The sequence below is a fragment of the Lactobacillus pasteurii DSM 23907 = CRBIP 24.76 genome, assembly GCF_000297025.1.
GTDB classification, from domain to species: domain Bacteria; phylum Bacillota; class Bacilli; order Lactobacillales; family Lactobacillaceae; genus Lactobacillus; species Lactobacillus pasteurii.
Window position 1 is genome coordinate 28203 of sequence record NZ_CAKD01000001.1, and the last position, 25150, is coordinate 53352.

Sequence of the window (25150 nt, forward strand, 5' to 3'; positions counted from 1 at the left end):
TTTTTATCAAAAGATTTACGACGATTGTAATTTAATTAACAAGTATGTACGTACACATAAAAATAGACTAGAAACCAAAATCTAAGTTTCTAGTCTATTTTGAATATCAGTATGCTTAGGCACGTGACTTGTAAGTACCTTCAGCAGTGTTGATAACTAACTTTTCGCCTTCGTTGATGAAGTCTGGAACTTGTACAACCAAACCAGTTTCCATAGTTGCAGGCTTACCACTACCAGTTACAGTAGCTCCCTTGATACCAGGTTGAGTTTCAGCCACAGTCATTTCAACAGTTGCTGGCAATTCGATTCCAATCAATTCGTTGTCGTCAACGAATTCCAAGCTTACTTCGATGTTTGGAATCAAGTAAAGACGGTCATCACCAATTTGTTCAGCTGAAATTTCATATTGTTCATATGTTTCAGTATCCATAAAAGTATAAGTTTGACCTTCGCTGTAAAGGTATTGAGCAGTCTTCTTGTTTAATTCAACCAAGTCAACCTTTTCAGTTGGACGCATAGTCTTGTGTACAACTGCACCACTCTTAACATCGCGCAAGTCCATTTGCATAACAGTGTTACCCTTACCAGGCTTGTGGTGGTTAGCTTTCAAAACTTGAATCAACTTACCATTTTGACTAAAAATCATACCTTTTTTAAGGTTAATTGCTTGTACCATAAAATAAAATTTCTCTCCTTCAAAATTTTCAACTATCATTATAACAAATCAAAATCGTCTAAGATATATTCTATCAATTAAATGGCCAGTAGTTTTATGCAAAATAAGACTCGCTCTTTCCTTAGTTGGAGCAATATATTCGCGTAAATTGACCAGATTAACCATCTGCCAAGTTTCTTCAGCTAATTTAATCGCTGCTTCTTTTGGCCCATTGGCTAACTCATAATAATAGTTTTCCGGCTTATTCTTATTGATTGCCATAATTTTATTGAAACGTTGCATATACCAACTCTCAATTATATCCTCATCTGCATCAATGTAAATGGAAAAATCAAAGAAGTCGCTAGTTACTACTTGTCCACTTTCTGGTAACTGCAAAGTGTTAATGCCTTCCATGATTAAAATATCCGGCTTGCGAACATGACCATATTCTCCAGGAACGATGTCGCTTAATTCCTGCGAATAGAGCGGATAAACAATGTCTTCCTTGCCACTGACCACATCGTTCAAAAAGTCCTTGAGCATGGTCATATTGTAGCTCTCTGGGAATCCCTTGCGTGAAAAAATGCCCCGACGCTTCAATTCGTGATTTGGATAAATAAAGCCATCCGTAGTCATTAAGTGCACCTTTAGCTCAGGGAAAGTTCTACTTAGCAAAATCTGCAACAATCTAGCTGTGGTAGACTTGCCCACGGCCACTGACCCAGAAATTCCAATAATAAATGGAGTTGGGTCTAACTCATGCTCCAAGAATTTATTCTGAGCTAGCTGCAAACTTCTTTTGCCTTGATAAGCTAAATGCAAATAATTGACTAAAGTTAAATAGATTTCATCAACATCGGTTAAGTCGACTACGTCTCCAACACTCTTGATTTGGGCTAATTCTTCTTGGCTGATATTTGCTTGATGAGTGCGCGCAAGTTTTGCCCACGATTCTCTTTCAAAACAGGTATAATTTTTCATAGAAATAAAATCCTTCGTACGTATTATTGTACATTATACCTTGAAAGCGTGTAATCTATGAAAAAAATAACATTATTTGGCGACTCAATTTTCAATGCTTATCAAAATGGCTGTGACACCACCGTGATCACCGATGGCCTTATCAAGGCCTTAAATTGTCCCGTTGAAAATCTCTCAATCAGTGGAGCTACCACAGTTGAAGCAATGGATCGGCTGAATCGTATTGATCCAAATAGCGAACTGGTTATTTTAGAATTTGGAACAAATGATGCAGCTAGCGCCTGGGGTATTGAGCTAGAAAAGTACCAAACTAACCTTGAAAAAATCATTGCTTCAATTGGAGCAGAGCGCATGATTATTACTGGATTATCTTATCCTGATCCAAACAACGAAGAAATCAATCGCTATTATGGTGCTAAGCGTATTCGACAATACAATCAAGCAGCTAAAAAAGCTGCCACTAGTAAAAACATTCCTTTTGTTAATCTAGTTGCAGCTTTTGCTAACTTGAAAGATATTTCTTCATATTATCTTGAAGATGGACAACACTTGACAGATAAGGGCAACCAACTATTAATTTCTATCTTGCTCAAAGCTATCAAAGAAAAATTACAATAAGCGCTTGGTCATTTGAATGTGGCTTACCCCACCCTCATCAAATTCTGGGCCAGCAACTTCATAGCCTAAACTTTCATAAAAAGGCTTAGCCTGCATTTGGGCATGGCAAGTGACGCTAGTAGCGCCTTGGTCTTTCAAAAATTCGTGCACTTCTTCCATCATTTGTCTGCCTAAGCCCTGATGACGATATTCACCAGCTACAGCAACTCTGCCAAAGGTCCACTGACCATTTTGCTTAAATACCCGACAAGCGGCTACTGCATTAGTTGCTTCTTGATTCAATAAAAAGACCTGCGTTGCAATTAAATCTTCATCATCAAGTTCTGGCAAGGTTATCTTTTGTTCAGTCACAAAAGTGTCCGTTCTTAATCGTTCAACGCAAAACATTTCTCGACCAGTCATCTGGTCGATTTTTTTAAACTCAAATTTATTCATTTGCTTGTACTTGTCCTAAATAATTACTGCTAGTTCCAAACCATTTTTGATTTAGTTTAGCTAATTCGCCATTTTTTTGCAATTTTACTAAAGCTTGATTGATCTTCTTAGTCAAAGTCTTATCGCCCTTGCGCATCCCCACGGCAAATAGATCCGCTGGGACTCGTTTATTGACAATGATGCGATAATTTTTCTCTTTCAAGTGTGCTAAGTAATATTGAGCATAGATCTTATCCAGCAAAATTCCCTGAATTCTGCCAGCTCTTAGATCCAAGAATGCATTTGGAATTTGATCATATAAGACTGTCTGCTTAGCTTTGAGCAATTTTTGCTTGCTGTCATACCATTGCTGGGCAGTTGAGCCAGTCTGCAGGCCCAATTGATAATTTTTCATTTGGCTAAAACTAGTAATTGGACTATTCTTTTTGACGACTAGCACCTGGTCATTTTTTAGATAAGGCCGGCTGAAGGCAACCTTTTCTGCCCTTTCTTTGGTAATACTAAAGCCATTCCAGATCAGATCAATCGTTCCATTGCGCAGTTCAGTCACATTCATGGACCAGTCGATTATTTGAAAATCGACCTTGATTTTATAAATAGCAAAAACTTTTTTAGCCAAATCGATATCGTAGCCAGTAAGCTGGCCATTTTTCTTTTCAAAACCCATGGGTACGAATGAATCGTCTAAACCAACGACGATTTTTTTCTGCTTTTGGATTTTATTCCAAGTATCTTGATGATTAGCCCGTTCTTCAATTGTGCTGCAAGCTGACAAGGTTAGGGAAAATAGTAGCAACACTAGCAATCTCAACTTTTTCATCCTAGTCACCTATTGCTTTCAATTCTAAGATCTGATCAGCGACATTTTGGGCAAAGGTTAAATCGTGCGTAATGATAAATTGGGTTTGGCCGGACTGCTTCAAGGCTAAGATCAACTTTTCAACTTCTTGGCGCAAGTTCGGATCTAGCGCACTAGTTGGCTCGTCATAGCACAAGATCTCTGGCTTCATTGCCAATGCTCTAGCAATTGCCACTCGCTGCTTTTGTCCACCTGAGAGTTGATATGGATATTGGTTTTGATACGGCAGCATTTGCAACTTTTCAAGCAAATCTTCGGCTTCTTTTTTAGCTTCTAAATCTGATTGTTTCAAGACTAATTTTGGCGCTAAGGTAATATTTTCCAAAACTGTCAAATTTGGAAATAAGTTGAAATCCTGGAAGACCACGCTGATTTTTTCAGGATTATAGGCCTGACCAGCTACTAAAATTTCGCCGGCATCTTTTGCTTCTAAACCAGCAATAATTCTCAAAAGGGTCGTCTTGCCGGCGCCAGATGGCCCAACTACAGTCATTGTTTGACCATCAGCTAAGTTAAAGGACAAGTCCTTGATGATTTGCCGTCCAGCAAAGCTTTTAGATAATTTCTTGACTTCTAACATTTTCCCAATCCCCTATCTATAATAGCTAAAGTGGTGCTCTAGACGCTTTTGCACAATGGTGCAGGCGCTAATTAAGGCTAAGTAAATAATTGCTACTAGTACTAGCGGAAGCAAGGTTACATCCCTTGACATCGCCACATTTCCAGCCCGAAGCAAATCACCCAGTCCAATGACATAAACTAGCGATGAATCCTTAACCAAGTTGATGACTTCGTTAGCAATTGATGGCAAAACGATCTTCAATACTTGTGGCAAGACGATCTTTTGCATGGTTTGAAATTTAGTCAAATTCAAAACTTGAGCTGCTTCAAATTGTCCCTTGTCAATTGATTGCAATCCGCCCCGGAAAATTTCCGCAAAATAAGCCGCATAATTGAGCACAAAGGCAAACAAGGCAGCTTCGTAGCGAGGAAAAACTAAGTTGATCAAAGGAAAACCATAGAAAACAAAGATCAGTTGAAGCAAAAGAGGCGTTCCCCGCATAATCCACACATAAAACTCAACCAAGTACTTAACCGGCTTAAACTTGCTCATTTCTCCTAAAGCTACCAAAACGCCCAATGGCAAAGATAGCAAGATAGTTGAGAAAAAAATCTTCAACGTCATCAAAGTTCCAGCCAAAAGTGCTGGCAAAATTTCCATTACATAATTCATCAAATCGCCCCTTTAAAAAGAAAAATCCTCTTGAAGCAATGCTCCAAGAGGACGAGTAATCGTGGTTCCACCTCAGTTTACAAACTTGCTCACGCAAATTTGCCTTAGCAGGTTTGACTCTAGAAAAACAAAAAACGCCTCCTAAGGCCATAGCCTTAAGAGGGCGTCTTCAACGCGATTCCACCTCATCTTCACAACCGGCTCACACCAAGCTGCCTCAATAAGTTTATCATCAAACCTGTTGCTGTAACGGGCTACCCGGATTACTCTACTGAATTCAAGCAATCAACTCACAGATGTGTGTTCGCTTAAAGAATTGTCGCATTTCCACCATCAACGACTCTCTAAAAATCGGCTTTAAACTACTTGTTCTGTTCCAAGTCTTTATAAATTTGATTTAAATCATAAATGATCGAATTAATTTTGTCAAATCTTAATGTTGATCAAAAATCTTAGGATCATCTGGGAGCAATTTGCTCTTTGGACCAACCGAGATCAAGTCTAGCTTGTACATGGCTCTTGACGTGATCGTATAAACTAATTGAGTTTCATCGACTGCATGATAAGTCTCTTCAGATGCATCCCATATTACTACCGCATCAAATTCCAATCCCTTGGCTAGATACGATGGCAAAATCAAATCACCCTTGACCAAACGCTGGTTTGGCAACTTGATTAAGCTGGCTTTAACTTTGGAAGCAACTTGCTCACTTAACTTAGTTGCACTTGCTAAATCCTTAGTAATAACTGCTGTCGTTAAGCCCTTTTGATCATTTTCTTTCAAAATTTCTACCAAGGCATCTACTGCTTGATCTTCTTGGTCTCTTTGCCATAAAACTGGCTTTGGTCCTTGACGATTGAAGGCTTCGATCTTTTCGCCCTGACGCAAAATTTGCTTGGTAAAATCAGTAATTTGCTTAGTTGAACGGTAAGATTTAGTTAATTGAACTACGCTAGTCTTGTCTGGATCAAATAAAGCTGAAATTTGCTTAATCAAGCTTCTGCTTTCATCCTTGGTAAAGATAGCCTGGTTCAAATCGCCTAGCATCGTAAATTTGGCTCTTGGAAAGTTGTACTTCAAATAAGCCAATTGGAATGGCGTATAATCTTGAATTTCATCAATAAAAGCATAGCGCATTTCATAATTGGTTCTACGCCCAACAATCAAGTCCCAGAGGTATAGATAGGCTGAGGCATCTTGCAACTTCATTTCGCGCTCTTTAAAGCGATTCTTAACGGCTTCGATTTCCTTTTGCCAATCTTCCGGACTAATTTTCCACTTGTTCAAATCAACTAGCTTTGGAATAGCACGCAAGAATTGTAAATATTGTGCCCGCGTGTTGATGAAGTTATTGTGATTAATTCGCTTGAAAACTGGCGCCAATTCCTTGATTACGATCTTGCGACCCAAGAAGCGCTCTTCTTCTTTTTCAGAAGAAAATTCTTGGTCAGGTCGATCATATAGTGCCGTCAATTCAGACTTGGTCAAGCCTTCAATTGTCTGCATAACCCAGTTCTTTTTTACTTCAGGGCCAATTTTGTGGTTGAGCATTTTGACCAATTCTTCTCTAGTTGCATCGATTCGGTTGGCCAAATTGTAGTTTTCGTTGAAGGAATAGTAGATCTCTTTGATCTTTTCCTTAGCAAAATATGGCTTTTCTTTGTCTTTGAAGTAAATATTTTTGAAAATAACGCCCTTATTGTTCAAGTGCTTGGCATATCTTTGCATTGCCTTGAAGAAGGCAAGAGAATTTTTAAAGTTGTTGATTTGAGAGCTAGTTTGATCTTCTTCAAATAATTCAAACAGATTTTCGACTTTCATCCCTGGCAGACGGCGGGAAATGAATTGATGGTAAGTCATCTGAACCATGTTCTGTTCGCCCATTTCTGGCAAAACATTCTTGACATAATCATTGAACAATTGGTTGGGACTAAACATAATTACATCGCTAGAAGTCAAATTTCCCCGGTAGCGGTAAAGCAAGAAGGCAATTCTTTGCAAAATTGCACTCGTCTTACCTGAACCAGCTGCCCCTTGCACAAACAGAAGTTCGCTTCTAGTATCACGAATAATCTTGTTTTGTTCTTGTTGAATCGTGGTTACGATCGACTTCATTTGGGTGCTGGATTTTTCTGATAAAACTTCCAAAAGCATTTGATCGCCGATTGATTCATCGGTATCAAACATGTTGACGATTTTGCCATTTTTGATCATAAATTGACGCTTCTTGGTCATATCAACCGTAATTTCGCCCTCAGGAGAATTGTAGGAAACCTTGCCTAGTTTTCCATCATAGTAAATTGATGAAATCGGCGCACGCCAGTCATAAACCAAAAAGTGGTCATCCTTGTCCGCAAAAGAGCCTAAACCAATATAAATTGTTTCTTCACCGCTAGAATTATCTTCTTTGAAATCAACTCTAGCAAAGTATGGGCTTTTTTCTAAGCGTTGAACCGTAGCTAGTTGCTGAGCTGAATGCTGCCAGTTGTGTTCGCGCTCGCTTAGCAACTGTTGCTGCTGGTGAATTGAAAGAGCAGTTTCCATTGAAGTGGAATAACCATCATAATCCAATCTAACATCATCAAAGAAGTGAGAGTTGAGATCTCTAGCTTCTTTTTCGACTTTCTTGATTGACTTAGTTAATTCTTGTTCTTTTTGTTTAATTAGGTCCATCACCTGATCAAGGTGGTCTTGTTCATAACGACGTTCATCTTGATTTTCAGTCATTTTGTCACCCATTTCTAAAAAACTTGCATTCCATTCTAACACGAATCGGCAAAACTTTCATCATTGAGACCTTTAGGCGATCAAAGCAAAAACTCAAACAAAAATTCACGCTTTCTTTATATTTTTTGCTTAGAATACTCCTTGGAGGTAGATACATGAGACGATTTTTCCGCTTTATCCGCAATCTTCTCCTTATCGGATTGATTGCGTCAGGAATCTGGACTTATCAACATGATAAGAATATACGCCTGGCAACTAATGATTCAATTACTACTTTAGTCAAACGAATCAATCAATTGATCAATACAGGTACTCTTTCCACCATTACCACTACTAGTTCAACCAACAAACAAGCTGATACATCTTCTGATCAAGATAAAAATATTGACCACCAACTGTGGAAGGAGCCACAAGCTACTGTTTATTTGAAACTTGATAATTATCCTAAATTAAAACAAGCTGCACTTAATGCCATCAACATTTGGAATCAAACAGGCGCCTTTACTTTTGAACTAGCGCAAACTAAAAAGAAGGCAGACATTGTCATCTCAGCAATGAATGATTCAGACACTTCAGCTGCTGGTCAAACTTCAACCACCTATAATCCAATTACCGACCACCTAATTTCTGCCAAAATTCAGCTGAATCTGTTTTATTTAGACAATAAAGATTATAGCTACAATCAGGCCAGAATTACCAACACAGTTGAACATGAATTAGGCCATGCAATTGGGCTTAACCATACTGACAAGGTGTCGGTAATGTATCCTAAAGGATCATACTACACCATCCAACCTCGAGATATTGCAGCAGTCAAAAAGCTCTATCAGAAAAAATAATACTTTAAAAGTAAAAGAATTTTCACTAAAATAGAAAGTGTGAAAATTCTTTTTTGTTAGAGGTAGAAAATGAAAACAATTTACTTAGTTCGTCATGGACAAACCTATATCAATCGTTACAACAAAATGCAAGGCTGGTGTGATACTCCCCTAACTCAAGACGGAATCAAGGGCGCTGAAGAAGCTGGTGAAAAATTGAAAAATATCGACTTCGATATTGCTATTTCCAGTGACTTGAAGAGAGCTAGCGACACCTGCGATTTGATTATTCAGCGCAATTGCAACCACGATATCTTGCAGCATATCGCAACGCCATTTTTCAGAGAACAACTATATGGCTACTTCGAAGGAATGGATACCGAAATGTCCTGGCGTATGATTGGCGGCCCTCATGGATATCCTGATCGTCATGAATTGTTAAGAAAAGAGCGTATCGATACTATCAAGGATTGGATCAAAGAAGCTGATCCATACCACGATGCGGAAAATGCACAAGAATACTGGGCTAGAGTCAACAAGGGCTTTGAAATGATCAAGCAAATGGATGGAGCAGAAAAAATTCTATTAGTTTCGCATGGCTTCACTATCCGTAGCATTGTCGATCATTATGGCAAAGACATCGACATTAGCGACGGTCCAAGAAATGCCTCAATCACTACCTTAATCATGACTGATGATGGAGAAATAAAGGTTACTAGCTACAACAAGATGTCTGTATAAAAAAATCCCAAAAGCTGCTATAATGCGGACTTTTGGGATTATTTTTATTCTAAAGCCTTATCTATGTAGAATTTGTCATCTTTTAGGCGAATCAAGACGTGTGCTTGATCTAGCTTGACTACTTTAGTCTTTTTCTTTGATTTATACTTGTAGCTTATCTGATAAGTCAGGTCTGAATAATTATTGCCAGCTGGCAGCAATTGAATAATCTTAACGCCAACTTGGCGCTTTTTGATTTTGGTAAACTTTTTCAACTTGTGCTTTAGCTGTTGATAAGTTTCATTATCTTTGCCTGAGATAAAATCATCTGCTTCTGGCTTTAGATAAGTTCTTCTTAACAAGGTATATGCGCTAGCACGATCAATCAGTCCTGGCCAAAGCGGGTTAACTACATAATCTCCCTCGACATCTTGGTAGACAGCATTTTTTTGATTGCCTTCAAAGTAATCCACATCTCCATAGTCGCTAGCAGTGTCATCGCTTTTGCTAAAGTCGCTTTCGATTTTTTTGGCTAAATCGCGCACTAAGAGCGAATTGATCTTTTCGCCGCCATACTCTGCTCTAACATATAGTTCCATCCCCCTGGTCAGTGGATAATTCTTAAATGAGGCTTGGCCATCTTTATTCAATTGCTTGACGTATTTGTCGTTGATATAAACTTTAGCCAAAGGAACGCTGCGGACAATGAAGGTGCCCGTTTTAATCTTCAAGTTGATCGTTTTGCCTGACCAAATGTTGGCTACAGAATCTGCCTTTAATTTTCGACCTGAGACTTTAGTTTCCACTAGCAAATGATATCGACCTGGGAAAACTAGCCCCAAATCTTGATAGTAATTTTGATCTCCGCCAAGCATTTGTCCATAGTCTTTGCCGTTGACCGTCAAATTTGAATTGGCATGATTGGTTTCAACTTGCGGGCGATAAACTTTTATCCACAATTGATACTTGGGGAAAAGCAGAAAATGATTGCCATTTTCGACCAATTTGATTTGAGTTTGACTTTTTCCGTAATGCAAGTCATCTTTTAGTTGTGCAAAAGCCCGTGGATTATGCTTGAAATAGCTCTGCAAAGCCTGCAGACTCTTGGCATTAACCGTAATATCTGGATTTGATGGAGTCACATATGGGGATAAATCCTTAGCTGGATTGTCGACTGCCTCCAAAATTCGATTTATTTGGAAAGATTTTTGATAATAAATGCTCCCCCAAATGTAAAAACCTGCAAAAGCCAGCAATATACACAGGATTGTCCACAGGCCGCGATGAGGCTTGCGGGGCTTCTTAACTTTTTTGTCTTTCTTTTCCATTATCCTATCCTACTAATAAAAATGACGAACCAAACTTGGTTCATCATCCCATTATTTTTGCTTTTTTTGTCCTTCTTGTTCGAGTTTTTTGCCCAAATTGATGATGTATTGACGCAATTCGTCTCTAGTTTCTGGGTGCTGTAATCCATACTCAATTGAAGTTTCCAAATAGCCTTCCTTGTTACCGACGTCATGACGTTGACCAGTAAAGACATGGGCGAAAACTCGTTGAGTCTTGTTCAAGGAGTCAATGGCATCAGTCAATTGAATCTCGCCGCCACGGCCAGGCTTTTGATGTTCAAGAATATCAAAAATTTCTGGCGTGAGCAAATATCGCCCGATGATCGCTAAATCACTAGGTGCTTCTTCAACAGCTGGCTTTTCCACAAATGAGCGAACATTGTAAAGCTGATCATTGATCTTGCCTTCTGGCTCAATGATTCCGTATTTTGAAACGTCCTCATGAGCAACTTTCATAACCGCAATGGCAGAAGCGTGAATTTCATTGTAGTCATCAATCAATTGCTTGGTTAGCGGAACCTTGTCGTCCATCAAGTCATCACCAAGCATAACGACAAATGGTTCACCTGCCACGAAGCTGCGGGCACGATAGATCGCATCCCCCAATCCCTTAGGATGTGGTTGACGAGTGTAGTACAAGTTAACCCCTAAATTAGTAATATCTTGCGTCAATTTCAATAATTCAAGCTTGCCGGTTGCTTTCAAATCCTGTTCAAGTTCTGGATTTGAGTCGAAATGATCTTCGATTGAGCGCTTAGCTTTACCGGTGACGATTAAGATATCCTCAATCCCAGAAGCCTTAGCCTCTTCAACGATAAATTGAATAGTTGGCTTATCGACGATTGGTACCATTTCCTTTGGCATGGCCTTAGTTGCTGGCAAAAATCTTGTTCCCAAACCAGCAGCTGGAATAATAGCTTTTCTTACTTTCATACAAATTCTCCGTTATCTAAGAAAAATGTCTACATCTACTATACTACATAATTGCAAGCTAATGCTTGAAAACGTTTTACAAAGCAAAATTTATTCCAAACTGATTTAAATCTATTATTTTTTATAAAATTGTCAAGATGTAATACAATATATATTAAGAGAGGAAGTGTTGCTATGATTGATAATAAACCTAAAGCAATTAAAGCCTTTATTGCAGGAGTCAACTTGGATGATCCCAATTTTGACTACTATATGAATGAACTGGCTAACTTAGTCGAGGCTAACAATATGGAAGTCGTCGGCCAAGCTAGACAAAATCTTCAAACAATCGTTGCCGGAACTTATTTTGGCGTCGGCAAGATCAACGAAATCAAAAATATGGCCCATGGCCTTAAGGCAAAAGTTTTGGTGCTCAATGATGAATTAACTCCCGTGCAAATTCGCAACCTTGAAAAATTGACCAAGCTGCGCGTAATTGATCGCACCGAATTAATTTTGGAAATTTTTGCTAGTCGGGCTAGAACTAAGCAAGCCAAATTGCAAGTTCAACTGGCTAGATTGCAATATGAATTGCCTCGCCTTCATCCATCTGAGAATAACCTGGACCAGCAAAGGGGCAGTGGCGGTTCAAGTAGCGGTGGTTTTGCCAACCGCGGGGCTGGTGAATCCAAGCTTGAATTAAATCGCCGGACCATTGGCAAGCAAATTTCAGCTATCAAAAAGGAATTAAAAGCCGTCGCGGGTCAAGAAGAAATCAAGGCTAGCCGGCGCAATCAAAGTCTCTTGCCAAAAGTGGCACTAGTTGGTTACACCAACGCCGGCAAGTCAACCACGATGAATGGCCTGCTTAAGGCTTTCAGCGATCTTGATGATGACAAGCAAGTATTTGTCAAAAATATGCTTTTTGCCACACTAGACACTAGCGTAAGACGAATCGATATTGGCAATAACTTCAGCTTTATTCTATCTGATACAGTCGGCTTTATTTCCAAGCTTCCACACAACTTAGTTGAATCCTTCAAGGCTACCTTGCAGGAAGCTAGGGATGCGGATCTATTAGTCAATGTTGTCGACAGTTCCGATCCAAATATGTTGCAGATGATTCGCACCACGCAACAAGTTTTGGAAGAAATCGGCGCCGGCAACATTCCAATGATCACCGCCTATAATAAGGCAGATTTGACTGATCGCAGTTATCCACAAATCGAAGGAAAAGATATCTTATATTCAGCCAACGACAAAAAATCCATCAAGATGCTAGCTGATTTAATTAGTAAACAAGTTTTCAACAATTATGAAAAATTCAAGCTCAAGCTTCCACTAACTGATGGAAAGACCTTGGCCTATTTACATGAACATGCCCATGTCATTGAGGAAAATTATCAAGATGATGGCATCTACCTAGTTGCACAAATTGCTCCTAGCGATCAAGCTAACTTCCAGAAATTTATCCTCAACTAATCCACAAAGGAAGAAACGATGAAACTCAAATATTGCTTGATAGTTGCAAGCAGCCTCATCTTTTGCGCTTTGCCAAACAATCAAGTTCAAGCCGCAAAATACAGTCCTAGTGAAGCCAAACAAGTAAAGCAATTCCAGAAAGATTACGTAATGCTAGATCGAAGCATGATTTACGATCAAAGCAATCTTTATGAAATTAAGCCAAATTTTGCCAGTCCCTTCAATCCGGGCAGATTAAAAGACGCCTATGTTAAGACATCTATTGCCTATGTGAACTATTACCGGTCCTTATTTGGACTCAAGGCAGAAAATAATTTTGACGCTGATAATCTTGATGCCCAATTAGCAGCTAGCGCCTTAGCTAGCGTCAATGCCGAAGCTAATTTCAATGCACACGGCCTCACTAATTATCACCGGCCAAAATATTTCCCCAAAAATGAATGGAGCAAGGCTCAAACTGCCAGTCTAGGCAATATCAATTTCCTCGACTCGCCTTCAGGAGCTACGGCCGGAGAAATTGTGACTGACTTATTGCAAGATCGCAACAATATTTCCGGTACTGGCGACACTGGTCACCGCGCCTTGATCCTATCATCTAGAGCTACGCGCATCGGAATTGGTGCAAGCTATGGCCAAAACGGGCGACTTTATTCCGTGCAAAATGGCATCTTTGCCGATGATATTTTGCGTAAAGCCACTAAAGACGTGGTAACATATCCAGCCAAGACGCTTTTTGCCTATGAACTGCTTGATAAAACAACCCCTTGGTCGGCTTATTTTGCCAAGAAAACCATCTCATGCAAACCTTCAGTCTATATTACCGACTTGACTACTGGCAAAAAGACCAAAGCAAAATATGTCAAAAACTACGGTCGCAGTTACTATGCTAGTGGCTACATCTCAGCTATTACTTTCAGCCCAAGCAGCAAACTAAAGCTAGTCAATACGCACAAATATCGCGTGCAAATTGGCAAAAGCTACAGCTACAGCTTCCGTTTGTTTAGACAGAATAATTATCAACACTAAAAAGGCATTCCAGATCACAATGATTTGGAATGCCTTATTTTTATAAAATTCTTTTAGCAATAGTTGGGTAATAATATGAACTTAGCGTTTGCAAAACAACGCCTTGTTCTGGAGTTGCGGCATTTACATATTGATTGTTGCCAATATACAGAGCGACGTGATATGGAGCATTAGTTGAACCCCAGAAGATCAAATCGCCTGGCTGCAACTCATTAATTGAAACTGTTTGGCCAACCTTGACTTGATCATAAGTCGTTCTAGGCAAGTTGATGCCGGCTGCTTTTTGGTAGACATATTGCACCAAGCTTGAGCAGTCAAAGGTATCTGGACCGTTTGCCCCCCAGGCATAGCTCTTGCCAACTTGTTCTTTAGCTAAATTGATGATGCCTTGGACTGAATCAACCGATTGACTGACATTTTTGCTTTCTTTACTTTCTTTATTTAAAGTACTTGTGGCCACAGTCGCTACTTCCGCAGTCTTTTTTGTACTTGCCTTAGCAGTTTTGCTAGTCTTGGTTTCTTCTTTTTTATCAGTCTTGTCTGCTTTATCTGGAAGTTTGATTGTGACAGCTTCTTTAGCCTTGGTCAAAAGTGACTTAGACTTCTTTTCAGCTTTCAAATCACTAGCAGTCGATGCAATGTCGACAGTATAACGAGCTTGAATCCATTCGTTGTCACCGACCATGTACCAAAGATTGCCGCTCTTATCTACGGCAGTCTTAACTACATTCCATTCGGTGCCATCTTTTGCCCGAAAGCCCATGAATCGACCATTTTGATAATTAGTCCAAATTCTAACGCCATTACCTGGCAGATAGCTGATTTTGACGCGTTTGATCGCAGATTTATAAGTAGTGGCAGCCACCGGCTTTAAATTCGAGATTACGCTGGCTCCCGAAACTGTTAAAGCCGCTGCTGCACCAAGTTTGAATAACTTAAAGTTCATTTTCTTATTCCCCTTTGGTAGCAAAAAAGCAAAACTATTGTAGCACTTTTTTATCTTCTATGTGATCAATATTATATTAACCCGGTCATATCTCAATTGTATTACATATTTGTAAATTTGTATTAAGAAATGTCTGCCAAAGAAAAAACAGACTAGAAAAATGTTCTAACCTGCTTCTTTTTTATTTCTATTGATCGATGTAAGTTTAAAGTACACGCTTAGCTACTGATGGGTAGAAGTATGAGCTAAGTGATTGAATAACTACCCCTTGACCTGGAGTAGCTGCGTGGATGTACTTGCCACCACCTAAGTAAATACCTACGTGGTAAGGAGCGCTTGCTGAGCCCCAGAACAACAAGTCACCAGCTTGCAAGTTGTTCATTGATACGCTAGTACCTGACTTAACTTGTTGGTAAGTAGTTCTACCTAAGCTAATGCCAGCAGCATTCTTATATACGTATTGAACTAAACCTGAGCAGTCAAAGCCACCAGGGTTGGTTCCGCCCCAAACATAAGCTGAACCAAGTTGAGCCTTAGCTAAAGCAACAATACCCGCAGCTTCATCAGCAGCTTGAACAGACTTCTTAGACTTAACCTTCTTGTCAGGACTTACAGTATATTGGGCAAGAATCCATTGATTTTCGCCAATCTTGTACCAAGTTCTACCCTTGTCATCAACTTGGGTATCCATGACATTTTGAAGGCTGCCATGTTGAACGCGAATGCCAGTAAAATGACCGTGGTTGTAATTGTCCCAAACGTTAATTCCATAACCAGGAACATAGTTAATCTTTACTTGAGTAGTAGCTGCTTGTACATGTGAAGTAGTACTTGGCTTAACAGCATTGATTGCTGAAATTCCAGTGATCGTTAGAGCCGCAGCAGCAGTGGCCTTTACTAAATTGCTCTTAATATTCAAAATTAATTTCTCCCTAAAAACTTAAGTTCATACGGTAGCAAAAACTAATAGTTTGGCTACAAATGATCAATATTTAGAATTTCTTAAATAACTTTACGAAATCTATATTACTAGGGACATATTACAATCGTGTTACAAAAATGATACCAGTAAGTAAAAAAGTATAGTCCAATCTGAAAAAGCCAGGCCTAGAACTTCTAAACCTGACTTTTCTTGTATGAGCTAATTAATTTTGAAAATCGATATTAAAGCACGCGCTTAGCAGCTGATGGGTAGAAGTAGCCGCTCAAGCTTTGCTTAATTACGCCTTGGCCTGGAGTAGCAGCGTGAACATACTTGCCGCCGCCAACGTAAATACCTACGTGGTAAGGAGCTGATGGAGCACCCCAGAATAACAAGTCACCCTTCTTAAGGTTCTTCAATGAAACAGACTTGCCTTGGTAAACTTGTTGGTAAGTAGTTCTAGCTAAGTTAACGCCAGCAGCCTTACGGAAAACATATTGAACTAATCCTGAGCAGTCAAATGCGTAAGGACCAGTTGCACCATAAACATAAGGCTTGCCCACTTGAGCAGTTGCTAATTTAACCACATCATCTGCATCGTTATCGCTAGCAGCTTGAACAGTTTGGTTAGTTGAAGTAGGGTTAATAGCTTGGGTAGCGACAGCACCTACAAATAAGAATGATACAGCTGCAACAAGTTTAACTAAAGTATGTCTAAAATTCAAAATTAATTCTCTCCTTTATCAAAGTCGTTTTTGACTTTTTACTTTCTCAAATCTTTCAACGGTTTATATAATACCCATTAAATGTTACACGTATGTTTCAAAGTAACTACTAACTGATTAAGAAAGGTTTCAATAAAGCGAGAATTATGCAATTTTTTATTTTTTTGTCAAAGTTTGAACCATTTGATCTAGCCAATTAGTAGTTGTCTGCCAATCATCGTTGACTAATATATGAGCAAATGGCTCTAGCTCCTTAGGCAAGGCATTTAGTTCCTTGCCACTGAGTCTTTGGTTGATTGTTTCAGGCTTGTCGCCACGCTCTAATAATCTTTCACGCAACTCTTCAATGGTTGAAGTTTTAACGTAAAGAAAATAGACCTGGTCTTTCAAGCGGTTAATGTAAGATTTAACTCCCTCAATATCAACAATTAAGGAAACCAAATCATGCTCAAGCCAAGCCTTATCTAAAGATTCTTGGCTTGATCCATATTGATAGGCCCCATAATGTACATGTTCAAAGAAATGGAGCTGAGCAAAAGTTTCATCATTTTCAAAATAGTAGCTATTTTCATCTTCGCCTGCTCGCTTTGGCCTAGTAGTGTGCGTGAGCACCCTAGGAATCGCAAAATTCTTGGTTAAATATTCTGAAATAGTTGTCTTTCCTGCACCACTTGGACCAGCAATTAAAATTATTTTCTTCATATTGAGCTTCTTCCCTTGTAAACTTGGTTACTTTATAATAACATTCTACTATTGAAGAACAAAGTTTAAGAAAGGAAGAACCTTCCATATGAAAAAAGCAGATGTTAAAGTTGGCGCCATTCTTACTGGTAAATCAGAAGAAGAACTTAAGAAGCCTTTCCAAGGTAAAGTAGAAAAGATTTATGAAAATTCTGCTCTTCTATCTATCACTTCATATGATCCAATCGATGAAGCTTCAATCAGCGATTTAAATCATAAGATCGTGGTTAATTTCAAGAATTTGAAGGTTGGTCGCGTTGCTAAAAACAGCAAGGTAGCCTCAACTAACGAAGTTAAAGTTGAAAAAGTTAAGCCAACTATGCCAAAGACCGAAGAAGAAAAATAAAGAATTTACGCCAGGAATTGCATTCCTGGTGTTTTTTTGCCTACAATTATAGGGATAGATTTTAGGAGAAGAATTATGAATGCAAAAATCAAAAATATAATTTTTTATTTTATTCTACTGCAGCCATTCCTAGACTTTTATTGGTTCTACAATGGCAAGCTGGCTGATATTTTGCCCTTTACTTTGCCAACTATTTTTAGAATTTTGGCTTGTGGCGTCATATTCTTGATGTTCTACAGTCAAAAAAGCAATTGGCAAAAATTAGGCAAAAACAAATGGCTAATTGTTTATCTATGCTTATTGATCGCCTATTGTTTAGCTCACTTGATTCATGTCAAAACTTTTACTAGCGTTAACCCAAATGATTACAATTACTCTACTACTAGCGAAATATTTTACCTAATTAGAATGTTTCTGCCGTTATTTGTGCTTTATTTGACCAAAGAACTTAGTTTCACTAAAGAAAGCTTCAAGGGGTTGATTCAGCTTTTGTCGCTGATTTTTTCAGCTACGATTGTGCTAAGCAATTTATTTGTAATCTCCCTTCGCTCATATGGCGACGGTTTTATTTCGGCCAACATTTTTAGCTGGTTTTCTGGAAAAATTGGTTACTCTCACCTAGCTTCTAAAGGCTTTTTCAATTTTTCCAATATGATTTCAGCCGTTTTATTCATGCTCTTGCCGCTAATTATTTACTACTTGCTCAGTGAGTTTGACTGGAAAATTTTGCTCACAACAACCATTCAGGCGCTGGCCATGGTTGAAATAGGCACCAAAGTCGCTTTAGCCGGATTGATTGGCGGAATCATCATCTGCTTGATCGTCTACTTGCTTCATGTCTTTTTATTTAAAGATGCTAAATTAAACAAAAAAGCCATCCTAGCCCTTGTAGCAATCGAAGTTGGAGGATTAGCCATAACGCCTTTTACGCCAGCTATTCAGCGCTACCGCTATGAAAATTATCTAGCCCAGTTATCCGATCATAATCTAAAAGCCGAAAATGCTCAGCTAGAAAAAGGCCTAGCCAAGGCTTCAACTAAAAAGGAAAAAGATGAATTCTTGAAGGGATTTATTCGCAAAAATTACAAAGCTTATGCCTTAAATCCCAAATTTGTCTTTAAATCCTATTCTTATCAATATGATCCAGAATTTTGGCTCGGCATCATGAAAGAGCCAGGCGATTTGCGCTTGCAAAACCGGCATCTAGAAATCGCCATGCTCAATCAAGTACGAGCAACTAACAATAATCGCTTAGATAAAGTGCTAGGAATTTCTTACACTCGAGAAAGCAATATTTTCAATCTTGAGCGTGACTTTTTGTCTCAGGTCTATTCCTTAGGGTGGCTCGGAATGCTGCTTTTTGTAGGGCCTTATTTGGCTATTCTGCTTTATGCTATTATCAACTGGCTGGCTAGAAAAGAGAACCGCAACTTCTTGACTAGCAGCTTGCTGGTGGCAATTAGCTTTATGCTAGCTGCAGCCTTCTTCTCTGGCAACGTGATGGACTTCTTGACGTCTAGCTTCATCTTAGCCTTTGTCAGTGGCTATTTGCTTAGCTTATTTAAGAAAAATAAATTTACTGCCTAAACAAAAATTGAGGTTCGAAATTGAACCTCAATTTTTTTATTTATATTTGATAAAGCTGCCATCTGGAATTCGAATCAAGTAATACTTGGTCGCAACTCTGCCAGAATGAAAGCCTAGGCCATTTTGCTAATTTTTCTTGTAAACAGCTGTATAGATAGCCACATAAGCCTTTTGGTATTGTTGGTCTTTTTTGGCTAAGACTTTATCATTATATGGAATCTTTTCTGCACTAACGTCCAAAACCTTGGGACCAAAAGCAACTGAGGCTTGCGTACCTGGAACTTTATATTTTTGTCCATCAATATAGAAGGTATATTCTTGTGAGCCCACCTTCTTCTTAGCTGAGTCAATTGTCACATAGCTAGAATTGCCACTGCCACCTGTTTCAAGAACTAGTGGCTTATATTCAACGCTAGAAGTGATACGGCTACTATCCTCAAGGTCTGGATTATCCAAAAAGACATTGTTGAACATCCAAACACTGGCCACAAGAAAAGCAACTACTTCCACAAGCGACAATAGCGTATTCTTCCAAGTAAAGCGCTTGTGCTCTTTGATAATCATCTTAATTCGGCGCTGGCGAATATTTTGCACGATAAACACCAAGTACAAGATAATCGCTACTACTAGCAGAATTCCCAAGAAATTCCAACCTGTTTTTTGACTTCCACCAGTTACAACTAAAAAATCTAACATTCTTTTTCTCCCTATCTAGGAGTTACCCCGCTCCTATTTGTCAGAACTACTTTCCTTTTCGTCTTCCTTAGCTTCTTTAGGCTCATTTTCGTAGTTGCGGATGGTCTGCAACTTTTCAAATATTTGCTCAGTTAAAAGTTCAACATACTTGTCTGGGTCGGCTAACAATTCTGCCTCACTAGCTAATAAATCGATTCTGAAAGCTGATGCGTTCAAAAAGTCTGAACTAGTTTCAAAGTAAAGATTTACATCATTTTCGCTTCCTTCATCAAAGAAATTATAGATCTTTTTATAGTTTGCATATGGCAAATTGATAATATTATTTTCCAAACTAAAAGTTGCTGGGCGCTGGCCTTCAACTTCTAAACTAGTTCGAATCAAAGAGTCATGCTTATAAGCTGCTACAACCTCATTGACCATCTTCTCTGCATAAGATTTAAGCTTGGTCTTGGACTTGCTGATGGTAGCGTATTTAACAGTTTCCAAGTCCTGAATATAATCTTCGTTTTCAATTTTATTAACTAAGTCATTTAACTTTATCTTCAAAACAAATTTTCCTCTACCCAAAATTCTAATTCAATATTATATTTATAAATTTGCCACAAAAACCTGCAATTAGCAAATCATAATCGCAAACAGAAAAAGGCAGGTCTTATTAAAAAGGCCTGCCTCTTTCAATCAGGGCACAAAATGTGTGATTACTACCTGTTCACATCAGGGCAATCAACGTCGGCACTTCCCGTGCTTGCTATCAAAAGCAGACGTCCCCTATCTCAAAAATATCCGCATCTCGCGTTCTTTTTTCGACTCGTCGCTAATATTATATCCTTTTGCGCTTGTTTTTGTAAACTTTTCGCGTTCGGTTTAACATTTCAGTAAACATAGTTGAAAGCAAAATTCCCAAGGCAATCGAACAAGTAACTACGGCCACTCGCAAAATTGCCGCTTCGCCTGCATCGACATCCCCATTAACTAGCGACCTAACCGCCTGATAAGCTGGCACGCCCGGTACTAATGGAACTAAAGCTGGAATGTTGAACACTGTCACTGGAGCCTTTTTTATTCTGGCAAAAATTAGTCCCATAATTCCAATTATAAAAGCCCCCATTAAATTAGACAGCATTCTACCAGATCCAGCCTTAGCCAAAAGCCAATAAGTCATCCAGCCGATAATTCCGCTCACCCCGGCCAAATTCAAAACTCGGTGGGGAACATTGATCGTTAAAGCAAAGCCGACTGATGCAACATATGAAAAGATAATATTGATTAAAATCTCCAACCAAAATGGCATTCTTACGCTCCCAAAAATTTAATCATAATTGCCACTCCGCCTCCTAGGGCCAAAGCCGTCAAAGTAGCTTCAAACATCCTAACAACTCCTGATAACAGATCGCCCATGAACAAGTCTCTTAAAGCGTTGGTTAAAGCTAATCCTGGAACCAACGTCATCAAAGCACCGATCAAAATATTGTCGACGATTGTCTGCGGAAACATAAAATGAATGCCAATTGCCGCCATCCCCATCAGCATAGCAGAGACTAATTCAGATAAAAACCGAACCTTAGTATAGCGCTTGAAATAAACATAGAAGACATAACCCAAAACGCCAACTACTGCAGCAGCTGGAAAATCGACCCAGTCATAGTCATCCATGAATAAAACCATTAAGGTCGCACTTAAAGTAGCAGCTCCAACTGCTTGCAGCCACAGCGGAAAAGCTGGGGTATTAGTTGCTACATCCAAGATCGCTTGTCTTAATTGAGTTAGATTGATTTTTTTGGTCGCAAATTGGCGCGACAAGTCATTAACTCGGTCAACTAACTCTAGATTAATATTGCGGTCGCGGATCTGCTTCATCTGCATCATATCCCCGCCATCCAAACTCATAAAAATACCAGTTGGCGTTGCAAAAACTCTGGGATCATCAATTCCTGCATTTCGCGCAATTCTGAGCATTGTATCCTCAACCCGGTACATTTCGCTGCCGCCTTCGATCATTAGTCGTCCAGCTGTTAGGCAGATGTCGAGGATTTCTTGATAAAATTTTTCACTTTCTTTATTTGTCATAGTTATTCCACGCTAGTTATGGCATTTGATGAATCTTAAGCCAATTTTTCTAAATCAATAGTCTTGTCAATCCAGTCTCCTCTGAAGAAGTCTCGTTCGTGACTAACGATAATTACCCCTCCTGGGAAATTGATAATTGCTTTTCTTAATGCATCCTTAGTATCATTGTCCAAGTGGTTGGTTGGTTCGTCCAAAAACAGCAAATTAGCTGGTTCAAACTGCATCTTGGCTAATTTCACCTTTTCTTGTTCCCCACCAGACAATTCCTTTAACGGACTCATTGCCTGCTGAGCAGTTAGCCCCATCTTAGCTAAAGCTTGTCGCAATTCTTTGGGCTTTTTGCGCTCAAACTCTTCTTGCAAGTACTGCAAGGCAGTCATATTGCCATTTGGCCAGGTCAAATCCTGCTTGAAGTAAGCTAGTTTAGCTGTAATTGAGAGATCAAAGCTGCCGTAAATTGGCTTGATCTGCCCTAGCAAAGTCTTCAATAAAGTGGTTTTGCCGATTCCGTTAAAGCCGGTGATGGCTACTTTTTCGCTGCCGCCAACTGAGAAATTGAAGGCAGTCTTAACCAAAGCTTGGTCATAGCCAATCACCAAATCTTGCGTTTGCAAAAGCAAATTAGAAGCCGTTGCCACATATGGAAAATCAAATTTAGCCTTTTTGTTGTTTTTTGGCGGATTCAAAATATCCATTCTCGCTAATTGCTTTTCCCGAGATTTGGCACTTTTAGCCCGCGTACCTGCCTTGTTCTTTCGAATATATTCTTCAGTCTTAGCAATCTTGCGTTGCTGGTTGGCATAGGCCTTTAGGTAGGTTTCGCGGTTAGCTGCTTTTTGTCCAGTAGCTTGCTTGAGCGTGCCGGTATAGCGGGTAATCGTGCCAAAGTCGATATCAATAATGCAATTGGCAATTCGTCCCAAAAAGTCATAGTCGTGACTAACAACGATAAAAGCTCCAGCAAAGTTATTCAAATATTCAACTAGCCAATCAATATGAGAAACATCTAAATAATTGGTTGGTTCGTCCAAAACTAAGACATTTGGACTTTCTAAAAGTAGCTTAGCCAAAATAATCTTAGATCTTTGTCCACCAGACAATTTTGACACATCATGGTCAAACCCGAGTTCTGCTAGACCAAGTCCAGAAGCAACTTGCTCAATTTCTGTATCGATGTTGTAGAAATTATTTTCTTCAAGAAAAGTTTGCACTTTGCCAGCTTTTTCTAGCAAAGTATCATCCCCACTTTCGCCATAACGCGTATAAAGCTCTGTCAGCTCTTTTTCTTTGGCATATAAATTATCATAAGCCGTCCGTAAAAAACCCCTAATCGTTACGCCAGGGCTTAATTTTGCATACTGATCAAGATAGCCCACGCTGACTTTATTTTGCCATTTGACTGATCCTTCATCTGGAATAATTTCCCCAGTCAAAATCTTGATCAAGGTCGATTTTCCCACTCCATTTTGACCAGTAACTCCCATATGGTCTTCTTTGTTCAAAACGAAGTTGGCATTTTCGTATAAAGTTTTATCAATAAAGCTTTGACTTAAATTCTTTACCTCTAATAAGCTCATTCATTCCCAGTCCTAACTACTGTTTATTTTTTTGTTCTTGTTCGTATTTTTGCAAAATATCTAGGATTCTAGGCCAGTATCTTTTAGGCAAAATCAATTGCAAGCGATCGTGATAGATAGGAAAATCGCTAACCTTTAACCCAGTCATCTTGGCAAGTTCCTGGTCAGTCAAATGATATTCTTGCACAATGCGCTTGATTTCGCTGCTGGCATGTCCGCGGAAATAAGAAAAAATATAAAACAAAATAGATGAAATTCCTGCCAAAGCAATAGAAACTGGCAGGCTCAATCTAAAGTTGCCATGTGCAATAAAAAATACAGCAATAAAGGCAATCAAAGCTGAAATTAGCCCGTAGACGATCGGAAAGGTTAATTTAGGTTTTGCTTTCATGTTGATTCCTCTCTTGAAAAAACATCAAAAAAATAAGTGGCCCGCACCAAATCATTTTAGTACTTGTCACCTATTTTATACTGTTTTTCTTATTTTGAAAATTTTAGTGGTATAAGTCAAAACGACCTACGCCAAATACTTGCTTCATACCGCCGATTTCAAGAAGAGACTTGTTGATAATCATCTTCTTCAAAGCAGATGCAAGATAGCCCTTGTATGGCTTACCCATTGCCATACCTACAGCCTTGTCTTCACCGATTGAACATACTTCACCTAATGACTTGTAAGTGTAAGCTGCTGGTCGACTAGTGCCGCCAATTCTAGCTGCAAGGTCCTTAGCTGCATAAGTACCCATAGTTAAAGCCATTTGGGCAGTTGGTGGGTATGGGAATTTCTTGCCAGGCATCATTACCGCAGCATCTTCACCCAAGATGTAAACATCGTCGCTTTCTGGTGCAGTTAAGTGTTCTGAAACCATTACACGGTAGCGGTTTTGCTTGAAGCCAGACTTTTCAGTAATTGGGTGTCCACTGAAGGCCATCATCCAGATCATAGTACCAGCCTTAATTACAGTTAGTTCAGTTCCTTCAGGAGCCTTAGCCATCTTGTATGAAACAGAGTCTTCAGTTACCTTTTGAACGTAAGCTGGATTGATCAATTCAATGTCGCGCTTCTTCATGATGTCTAAAGCATAAGCTAAAAGCTTGTCGTTAAACATTGGCAAAACTCTTGGCGAACCATCTAACATAGTGATCTTAATATCTTCAGGGTTGCAGCCAGCCATCTTGGCATATCTAGGACGCGATTCTGCAATTGCACCAGCTAATTCAACTGCTTGGAAACCTGCCCCGCAAATTACGATTTGCAAGTGCTTAGCATCGCGATCTTGACGGTAAGCTTGCATTTGTTCGTAAATACGGTCGCGAATTGCTTCAGCTGATTTTACATCGTGCATTGGCAAAGTGTATTCATCTGCGCCTTCAATTCCGCGCGTACCCAAAGTAAAGCCTAAACCAATTACACAGTAGTCGTATGATACTGGTTCATGATCAGTCAAAATTACTTGCTTGTTTTCGTAGTCAACCTTTTCAACATTTGCGACAACTAATTCAGTCATTGATGGACGAATTACGTCAGACAATTCAAATGACATCTTAGTGTATGGGTAGTTACCTGAAGCTACTTCATACAAACGCATAGTTTCATAGTGATATGGTACATTGTTGATTAAAACGATCTTAGCTTGATCACGGAATTTTTTCTGTAAATCAACCACAGTCTTCAAACCAGCGTAACCAGCACCCAAGACAACAATCTTTTTCATAACTTTTC

General features: G+C 39.2%; 26 protein-coding genes, 1 pseudogene and 1 other annotated feature. Of the genes and pseudogenes, 7 read left to right on the top strand and 20 right to left on the bottom strand.

Going from position 1 to position 25150, the window contains the following annotated elements:
• Positions 1-115: 115 nt before the first annotated feature.
• Entirely contained in the window at positions 116-676 is a 561-nt protein-coding gene (gene efp, locus BN53_RS00130; RefSeq protein ID WP_009558823.1) for an elongation factor P, read from the bottom strand.
• 48 nt (positions 677-724) lie between these two features.
• Positions 725-1639 (bottom strand): type I pantothenate kinase, encoded by a 915-nt coding sequence (gene coaA, locus BN53_RS00135; protein ID WP_009558824.1) that lies wholly within the window; start codon positions 1637-1639, stop codon positions 725-727.
• 57 nt (positions 1640-1696) lie between these two features.
• Here coaA and BN53_RS00140 point away from each other — a divergent pair, with 57 nt between their 5' ends.
• On the top strand, positions 1697-2257 hold the full coding sequence (locus tag BN53_RS00140) for an SGNH/GDSL hydrolase family protein (protein WP_009558825.1): 561 nt from the start codon (positions 1697-1699) through the stop codon (positions 2255-2257).
• Here the strand turns inward: BN53_RS00140 and BN53_RS00145 are convergent.
• The 5 genes from BN53_RS00145 to helD form a co-directional block, all read right to left on the bottom strand.
• Complete coding sequence (locus BN53_RS00145; protein WP_009558827.1) at positions 2249-2692, bottom strand: GNAT family N-acetyltransferase; 444 nt, start codon at positions 2690-2692, stop codon at positions 2249-2251. The two genes, BN53_RS00140 and BN53_RS00145, sit on opposite strands and share 9 nt — an antisense overlap.
• Complete coding sequence (locus BN53_RS00150) at positions 2685-3512, bottom strand: amino acid ABC transporter substrate-binding protein (RefSeq protein WP_009558828.1); 828 nt, start codon at positions 3510-3512, stop codon at positions 2685-2687. The genes BN53_RS00145 and BN53_RS00150 overlap by 8 nt, the downstream gene beginning before the upstream one ends.
• A 1-nt stretch (position 3513) precedes the next feature.
• On the bottom strand, positions 3514-4131 hold the full coding sequence (locus BN53_RS00155; protein WP_009558829.1) for an amino acid ABC transporter ATP-binding protein: 618 nt from the start codon (positions 4129-4131) through the stop codon (positions 3514-3516).
• Positions 4132-4143: 12 nt separating this feature from the next.
• Positions 4144-4785 carry an amino acid ABC transporter permease gene (locus BN53_RS00160; protein WP_009558830.1) on the bottom strand — a complete coding sequence of 214 codons (642 nt, stop codon included), beginning with the start codon at positions 4783-4785 and terminating at the stop codon, positions 4144-4146.
• Positions 4786-4941: 156 nt separating this feature from the next.
• Positions 4942-5173, bottom strand: a binding site (T-box leader).
• A 45-nt stretch (positions 5174-5218) separates the two neighbouring features.
• A complete protein-coding gene (gene helD / locus BN53_RS00165) occupies positions 5219-7525 on the bottom strand; it encodes an RNA polymerase recycling motor HelD (RefSeq protein WP_040537222.1) in 2307 nt (768 codons plus the stop codon).
• A gap of 143 nt (positions 7526-7668) precedes the next feature.
• On the opposite strand from helD, the gene BN53_RS00170 reads away from it, so the two are divergent.
• Both BN53_RS00170 and BN53_RS00175 read left to right on the top strand, forming a co-directional pair.
• Complete coding sequence (locus tag BN53_RS00170; protein WP_009558832.1) at positions 7669-8352, top strand: M57 family metalloprotease; 684 nt, start codon at positions 7669-7671, stop codon at positions 8350-8352.
• A 69-nt stretch (positions 8353-8421) separates the two neighbouring features.
• Positions 8422-9072 carry a histidine phosphatase family protein gene (locus BN53_RS00175; RefSeq protein WP_009558833.1) on the top strand — a complete coding sequence of 217 codons (651 nt, stop codon included), beginning with the start codon at positions 8422-8424 and terminating at the stop codon, positions 9070-9072.
• Between the two features lie 44 nt (positions 9073-9116).
• Here the strand turns inward: BN53_RS00175 and BN53_RS00180 are convergent, their stop codons facing one another.
• Positions 9117-10379: a TcaA 3rd/4th domain-containing protein gene (locus BN53_RS00180; RefSeq protein ID WP_009558834.1), complete on the bottom strand. Its 1263-nt coding sequence runs from the start codon at positions 10377-10379 to the stop codon at positions 9117-9119.
• Between the two features lie 51 nt (positions 10380-10430).
• On the bottom strand, positions 10431-11333 hold the full coding sequence (galU, locus tag BN53_RS00185) for a UTP--glucose-1-phosphate uridylyltransferase GalU (RefSeq protein ID WP_009558835.1): 903 nt from the start codon (positions 11331-11333) through the stop codon (positions 10431-10433).
• Positions 11334-11507: 174 nt separating this feature from the next.
• Here galU and hflX point away from each other — a divergent pair, with 174 nt between their 5' ends.
• On the top strand, positions 11508-12794 hold the full coding sequence (gene hflX / locus BN53_RS00190; protein ID WP_009558836.1) for a GTPase HflX: 1287 nt from the start codon (positions 11508-11510) through the stop codon (positions 12792-12794).
• Positions 12795-12812: 18 nt separating this feature from the next.
• On the top strand, positions 12813-13820 hold the full coding sequence (locus tag BN53_RS00195; protein WP_009558837.1) for a CAP domain-containing protein: 1008 nt from the start codon (positions 12813-12815) through the stop codon (positions 13818-13820).
• A 40-nt stretch (positions 13821-13860) separates the two neighbouring features.
• Here BN53_RS00195 and BN53_RS00200 read toward each other — a convergent pair whose 3' ends face one another.
• The 4 genes from BN53_RS00200 to BN53_RS00215 all read right to left on the bottom strand — a co-directional run bounded on the left by BN53_RS00200 (position 13861) and on the right by BN53_RS00215 (position 17115).
• Entirely contained in the window at positions 13861-14766 is a 906-nt protein-coding gene (locus BN53_RS00200; RefSeq protein ID WP_009558838.1) for a C40 family peptidase, read from the bottom strand.
• Positions 14767-14971: 205 nt separating this feature from the next.
• On the bottom strand, positions 14972-15685 hold the full coding sequence (locus tag BN53_RS00205) for a C40 family peptidase (protein WP_009558839.1): 714 nt from the start codon (positions 15683-15685) through the stop codon (positions 14972-14974).
• A 245-nt stretch (positions 15686-15930) separates the two neighbouring features.
• Positions 15931-16413, bottom strand: coding sequence for a C40 family peptidase (locus BN53_RS00210; protein ID WP_009558840.1), 483 nt, complete (start codon positions 16411-16413; stop codon positions 15931-15933).
• Between the two features lie 156 nt (positions 16414-16569).
• Complete coding sequence (locus BN53_RS00215) at positions 16570-17115, bottom strand: AAA family ATPase (RefSeq protein WP_009558841.1); 546 nt, start codon at positions 17113-17115, stop codon at positions 16570-16572.
• 88 nt (positions 17116-17203) lie between these two features.
• Between BN53_RS00215 and BN53_RS00220 the strand changes: the two genes are divergently transcribed.
• Positions 17204-17500, top strand: a complete 297-nt coding sequence (locus BN53_RS00220) for a DUF2187 family protein (RefSeq protein ID WP_009558842.1) — start codon at positions 17204-17206, stop codon at positions 17498-17500.
• A gap of 75 nt (positions 17501-17575) precedes the next feature.
• Positions 17576-19087, top strand: a complete 1512-nt coding sequence (locus BN53_RS00225; protein ID WP_009558843.1) for an O-antigen ligase family protein — start codon at positions 17576-17578, stop codon at positions 19085-19087.
• A gap of 36 nt (positions 19088-19123) precedes the next feature.
• On the opposite strand, the pseudogene BN53_RS00230 reads toward BN53_RS00225, so the two are convergent.
• The 7 genes and pseudogenes from BN53_RS00230 to BN53_RS00260 form a co-directional block, all read right to left on the bottom strand.
• A pseudogene (locus BN53_RS00230) lies at positions 19124-19783 on the bottom strand (LVIS_2131 family protein).
• A gap of 33 nt (positions 19784-19816) precedes the next feature.
• Positions 19817-20329, bottom strand: a complete 513-nt coding sequence (locus BN53_RS00235; RefSeq protein ID WP_009558846.1) for a hypothetical protein — start codon at positions 20327-20329, stop codon at positions 19817-19819.
• Between the two features lie 274 nt (positions 20330-20603).
• Complete coding sequence (locus BN53_RS00240) at positions 20604-21074, bottom strand: threonine/serine exporter family protein (RefSeq protein ID WP_009558847.1); 471 nt, start codon at positions 21072-21074, stop codon at positions 20604-20606.
• A gap of 2 nt (positions 21075-21076) precedes the next feature.
• The gene (locus BN53_RS00245; protein ID WP_009558848.1) at positions 21077-21850 is read right to left on the bottom strand and encodes a threonine/serine exporter family protein; all 774 of its coding nucleotides are present in this window, start codon (positions 21848-21850) and stop codon (positions 21077-21079) included.
• 35 nt (positions 21851-21885) lie between these two features.
• Positions 21886-23427 carry an ABC-F family ATP-binding cassette domain-containing protein gene (locus tag BN53_RS00250; protein WP_009558849.1) on the bottom strand — a complete coding sequence of 514 codons (1542 nt, stop codon included), beginning with the start codon at positions 23425-23427 and terminating at the stop codon, positions 21886-21888.
• 16 nt (positions 23428-23443) lie between these two features.
• Entirely contained in the window at positions 23444-23818 is a 375-nt protein-coding gene (locus BN53_RS00255) for a hypothetical protein (protein ID WP_009558850.1), read from the bottom strand.
• Between the two features lie 103 nt (positions 23819-23921).
• Positions 23922-25142 carry an NAD(P)/FAD-dependent oxidoreductase gene (locus tag BN53_RS00260; RefSeq protein WP_009558851.1) on the bottom strand — a complete coding sequence of 407 codons (1221 nt, stop codon included), beginning with the start codon at positions 25140-25142 and terminating at the stop codon, positions 23922-23924.
• Between the last annotated feature and the right edge of the window lie 8 nt (positions 25143-25150).

Coding starts and splice junctions, on each gene's coding strand:
- efp (WP_009558823.1), bottom strand. CDS start 676: ATGGTACAAGCAATTAACCTTAAAAAAGGTATGATTTTTAGTCAAAAT.
- coaA (WP_009558824.1), bottom strand. CDS start 1,639: ATGAAAAATTATACCTGTTTTGAAAGAGAATCGTGGGCAAAACTTGCG.
- BN53_RS00140 (WP_009558825.1), top strand. CDS start 1,697: ATGAAAAAAATAACATTATTTGGCGACTCAATTTTCAATGCTTATCAA.
- BN53_RS00145 (WP_009558827.1), bottom strand. CDS start 2,692: ATGAATAAATTTGAGTTTAAAAAAATCGACCAGATGACTGGTCGAGAA.
- BN53_RS00150 (WP_009558828.1), bottom strand. CDS start 3,512: ATGAAAAAGTTGAGATTGCTAGTGTTGCTACTATTTTCCCTAACCTTG.
- BN53_RS00155 (WP_009558829.1), bottom strand. CDS start 4,131: ATGTTAGAAGTCAAGAAATTATCTAAAAGCTTTGCTGGACGGCAAATC.
- BN53_RS00160 (WP_009558830.1), bottom strand. CDS start 4,785: ATGAATTATGTAATGGAAATTTTGCCAGCACTTTTGGCTGGAACTTTG.
- helD (WP_040537222.1), bottom strand. CDS start 7,525: ATGGGTGACAAAATGACTGAAAATCAAGATGAACGTCGTTATGAACAA.
- BN53_RS00170 (WP_009558832.1), top strand. CDS start 7,669: ATGAGACGATTTTTCCGCTTTATCCGCAATCTTCTCCTTATCGGATTG.
- BN53_RS00175 (WP_009558833.1), top strand. CDS start 8,422: ATGAAAACAATTTACTTAGTTCGTCATGGACAAACCTATATCAATCGT.
- BN53_RS00180 (WP_009558834.1), bottom strand. CDS start 10,379: ATGGAAAAGAAAGACAAAAAAGTTAAGAAGCCCCGCAAGCCTCATCGC.
- galU (WP_009558835.1), bottom strand. CDS start 11,333: ATGAAAGTAAGAAAAGCTATTATTCCAGCTGCTGGTTTGGGAACAAGA.
- hflX (WP_009558836.1), top strand. CDS start 11,508: ATGATTGATAATAAACCTAAAGCAATTAAAGCCTTTATTGCAGGAGTC.
- BN53_RS00195 (WP_009558837.1), top strand. CDS start 12,813: ATGAAACTCAAATATTGCTTGATAGTTGCAAGCAGCCTCATCTTTTGC.
- BN53_RS00200 (WP_009558838.1), bottom strand. CDS start 14,766: ATGAACTTTAAGTTATTCAAACTTGGTGCAGCAGCGGCTTTAACAGTT.
- BN53_RS00215 (WP_009558841.1), bottom strand. CDS start 17,115: ATGAAGAAAATAATTTTAATTGCTGGTCCAAGTGGTGCAGGAAAGACA.
- BN53_RS00220 (WP_009558842.1), top strand. CDS start 17,204: ATGAAAAAAGCAGATGTTAAAGTTGGCGCCATTCTTACTGGTAAATCA.
- BN53_RS00225 (WP_009558843.1), top strand. CDS start 17,576: ATGAATGCAAAAATCAAAAATATAATTTTTTATTTTATTCTACTGCAG.
- BN53_RS00240 (WP_009558847.1), bottom strand. CDS start 21,074: ATGCCATTTTGGTTGGAGATTTTAATCAATATTATCTTTTCATATGTT.
- BN53_RS00245 (WP_009558848.1), bottom strand. CDS start 21,850: ATGACAAATAAAGAAAGTGAAAAATTTTATCAAGAAATCCTCGACATC.
- BN53_RS00250 (WP_009558849.1), bottom strand. CDS start 23,427: ATGAGCTTATTAGAGGTAAAGAATTTAAGTCAAAGCTTTATTGATAAA.
- BN53_RS00255 (WP_009558850.1), bottom strand. CDS start 23,818: ATGAAAGCAAAACCTAAATTAACCTTTCCGATCGTCTACGGGCTAATT.
- BN53_RS00260 (WP_009558851.1), bottom strand. CDS start 25,142: ATGAAAAAGATTGTTGTCTTGGGTGCTGGTTACGCTGGTTTGAAGACT.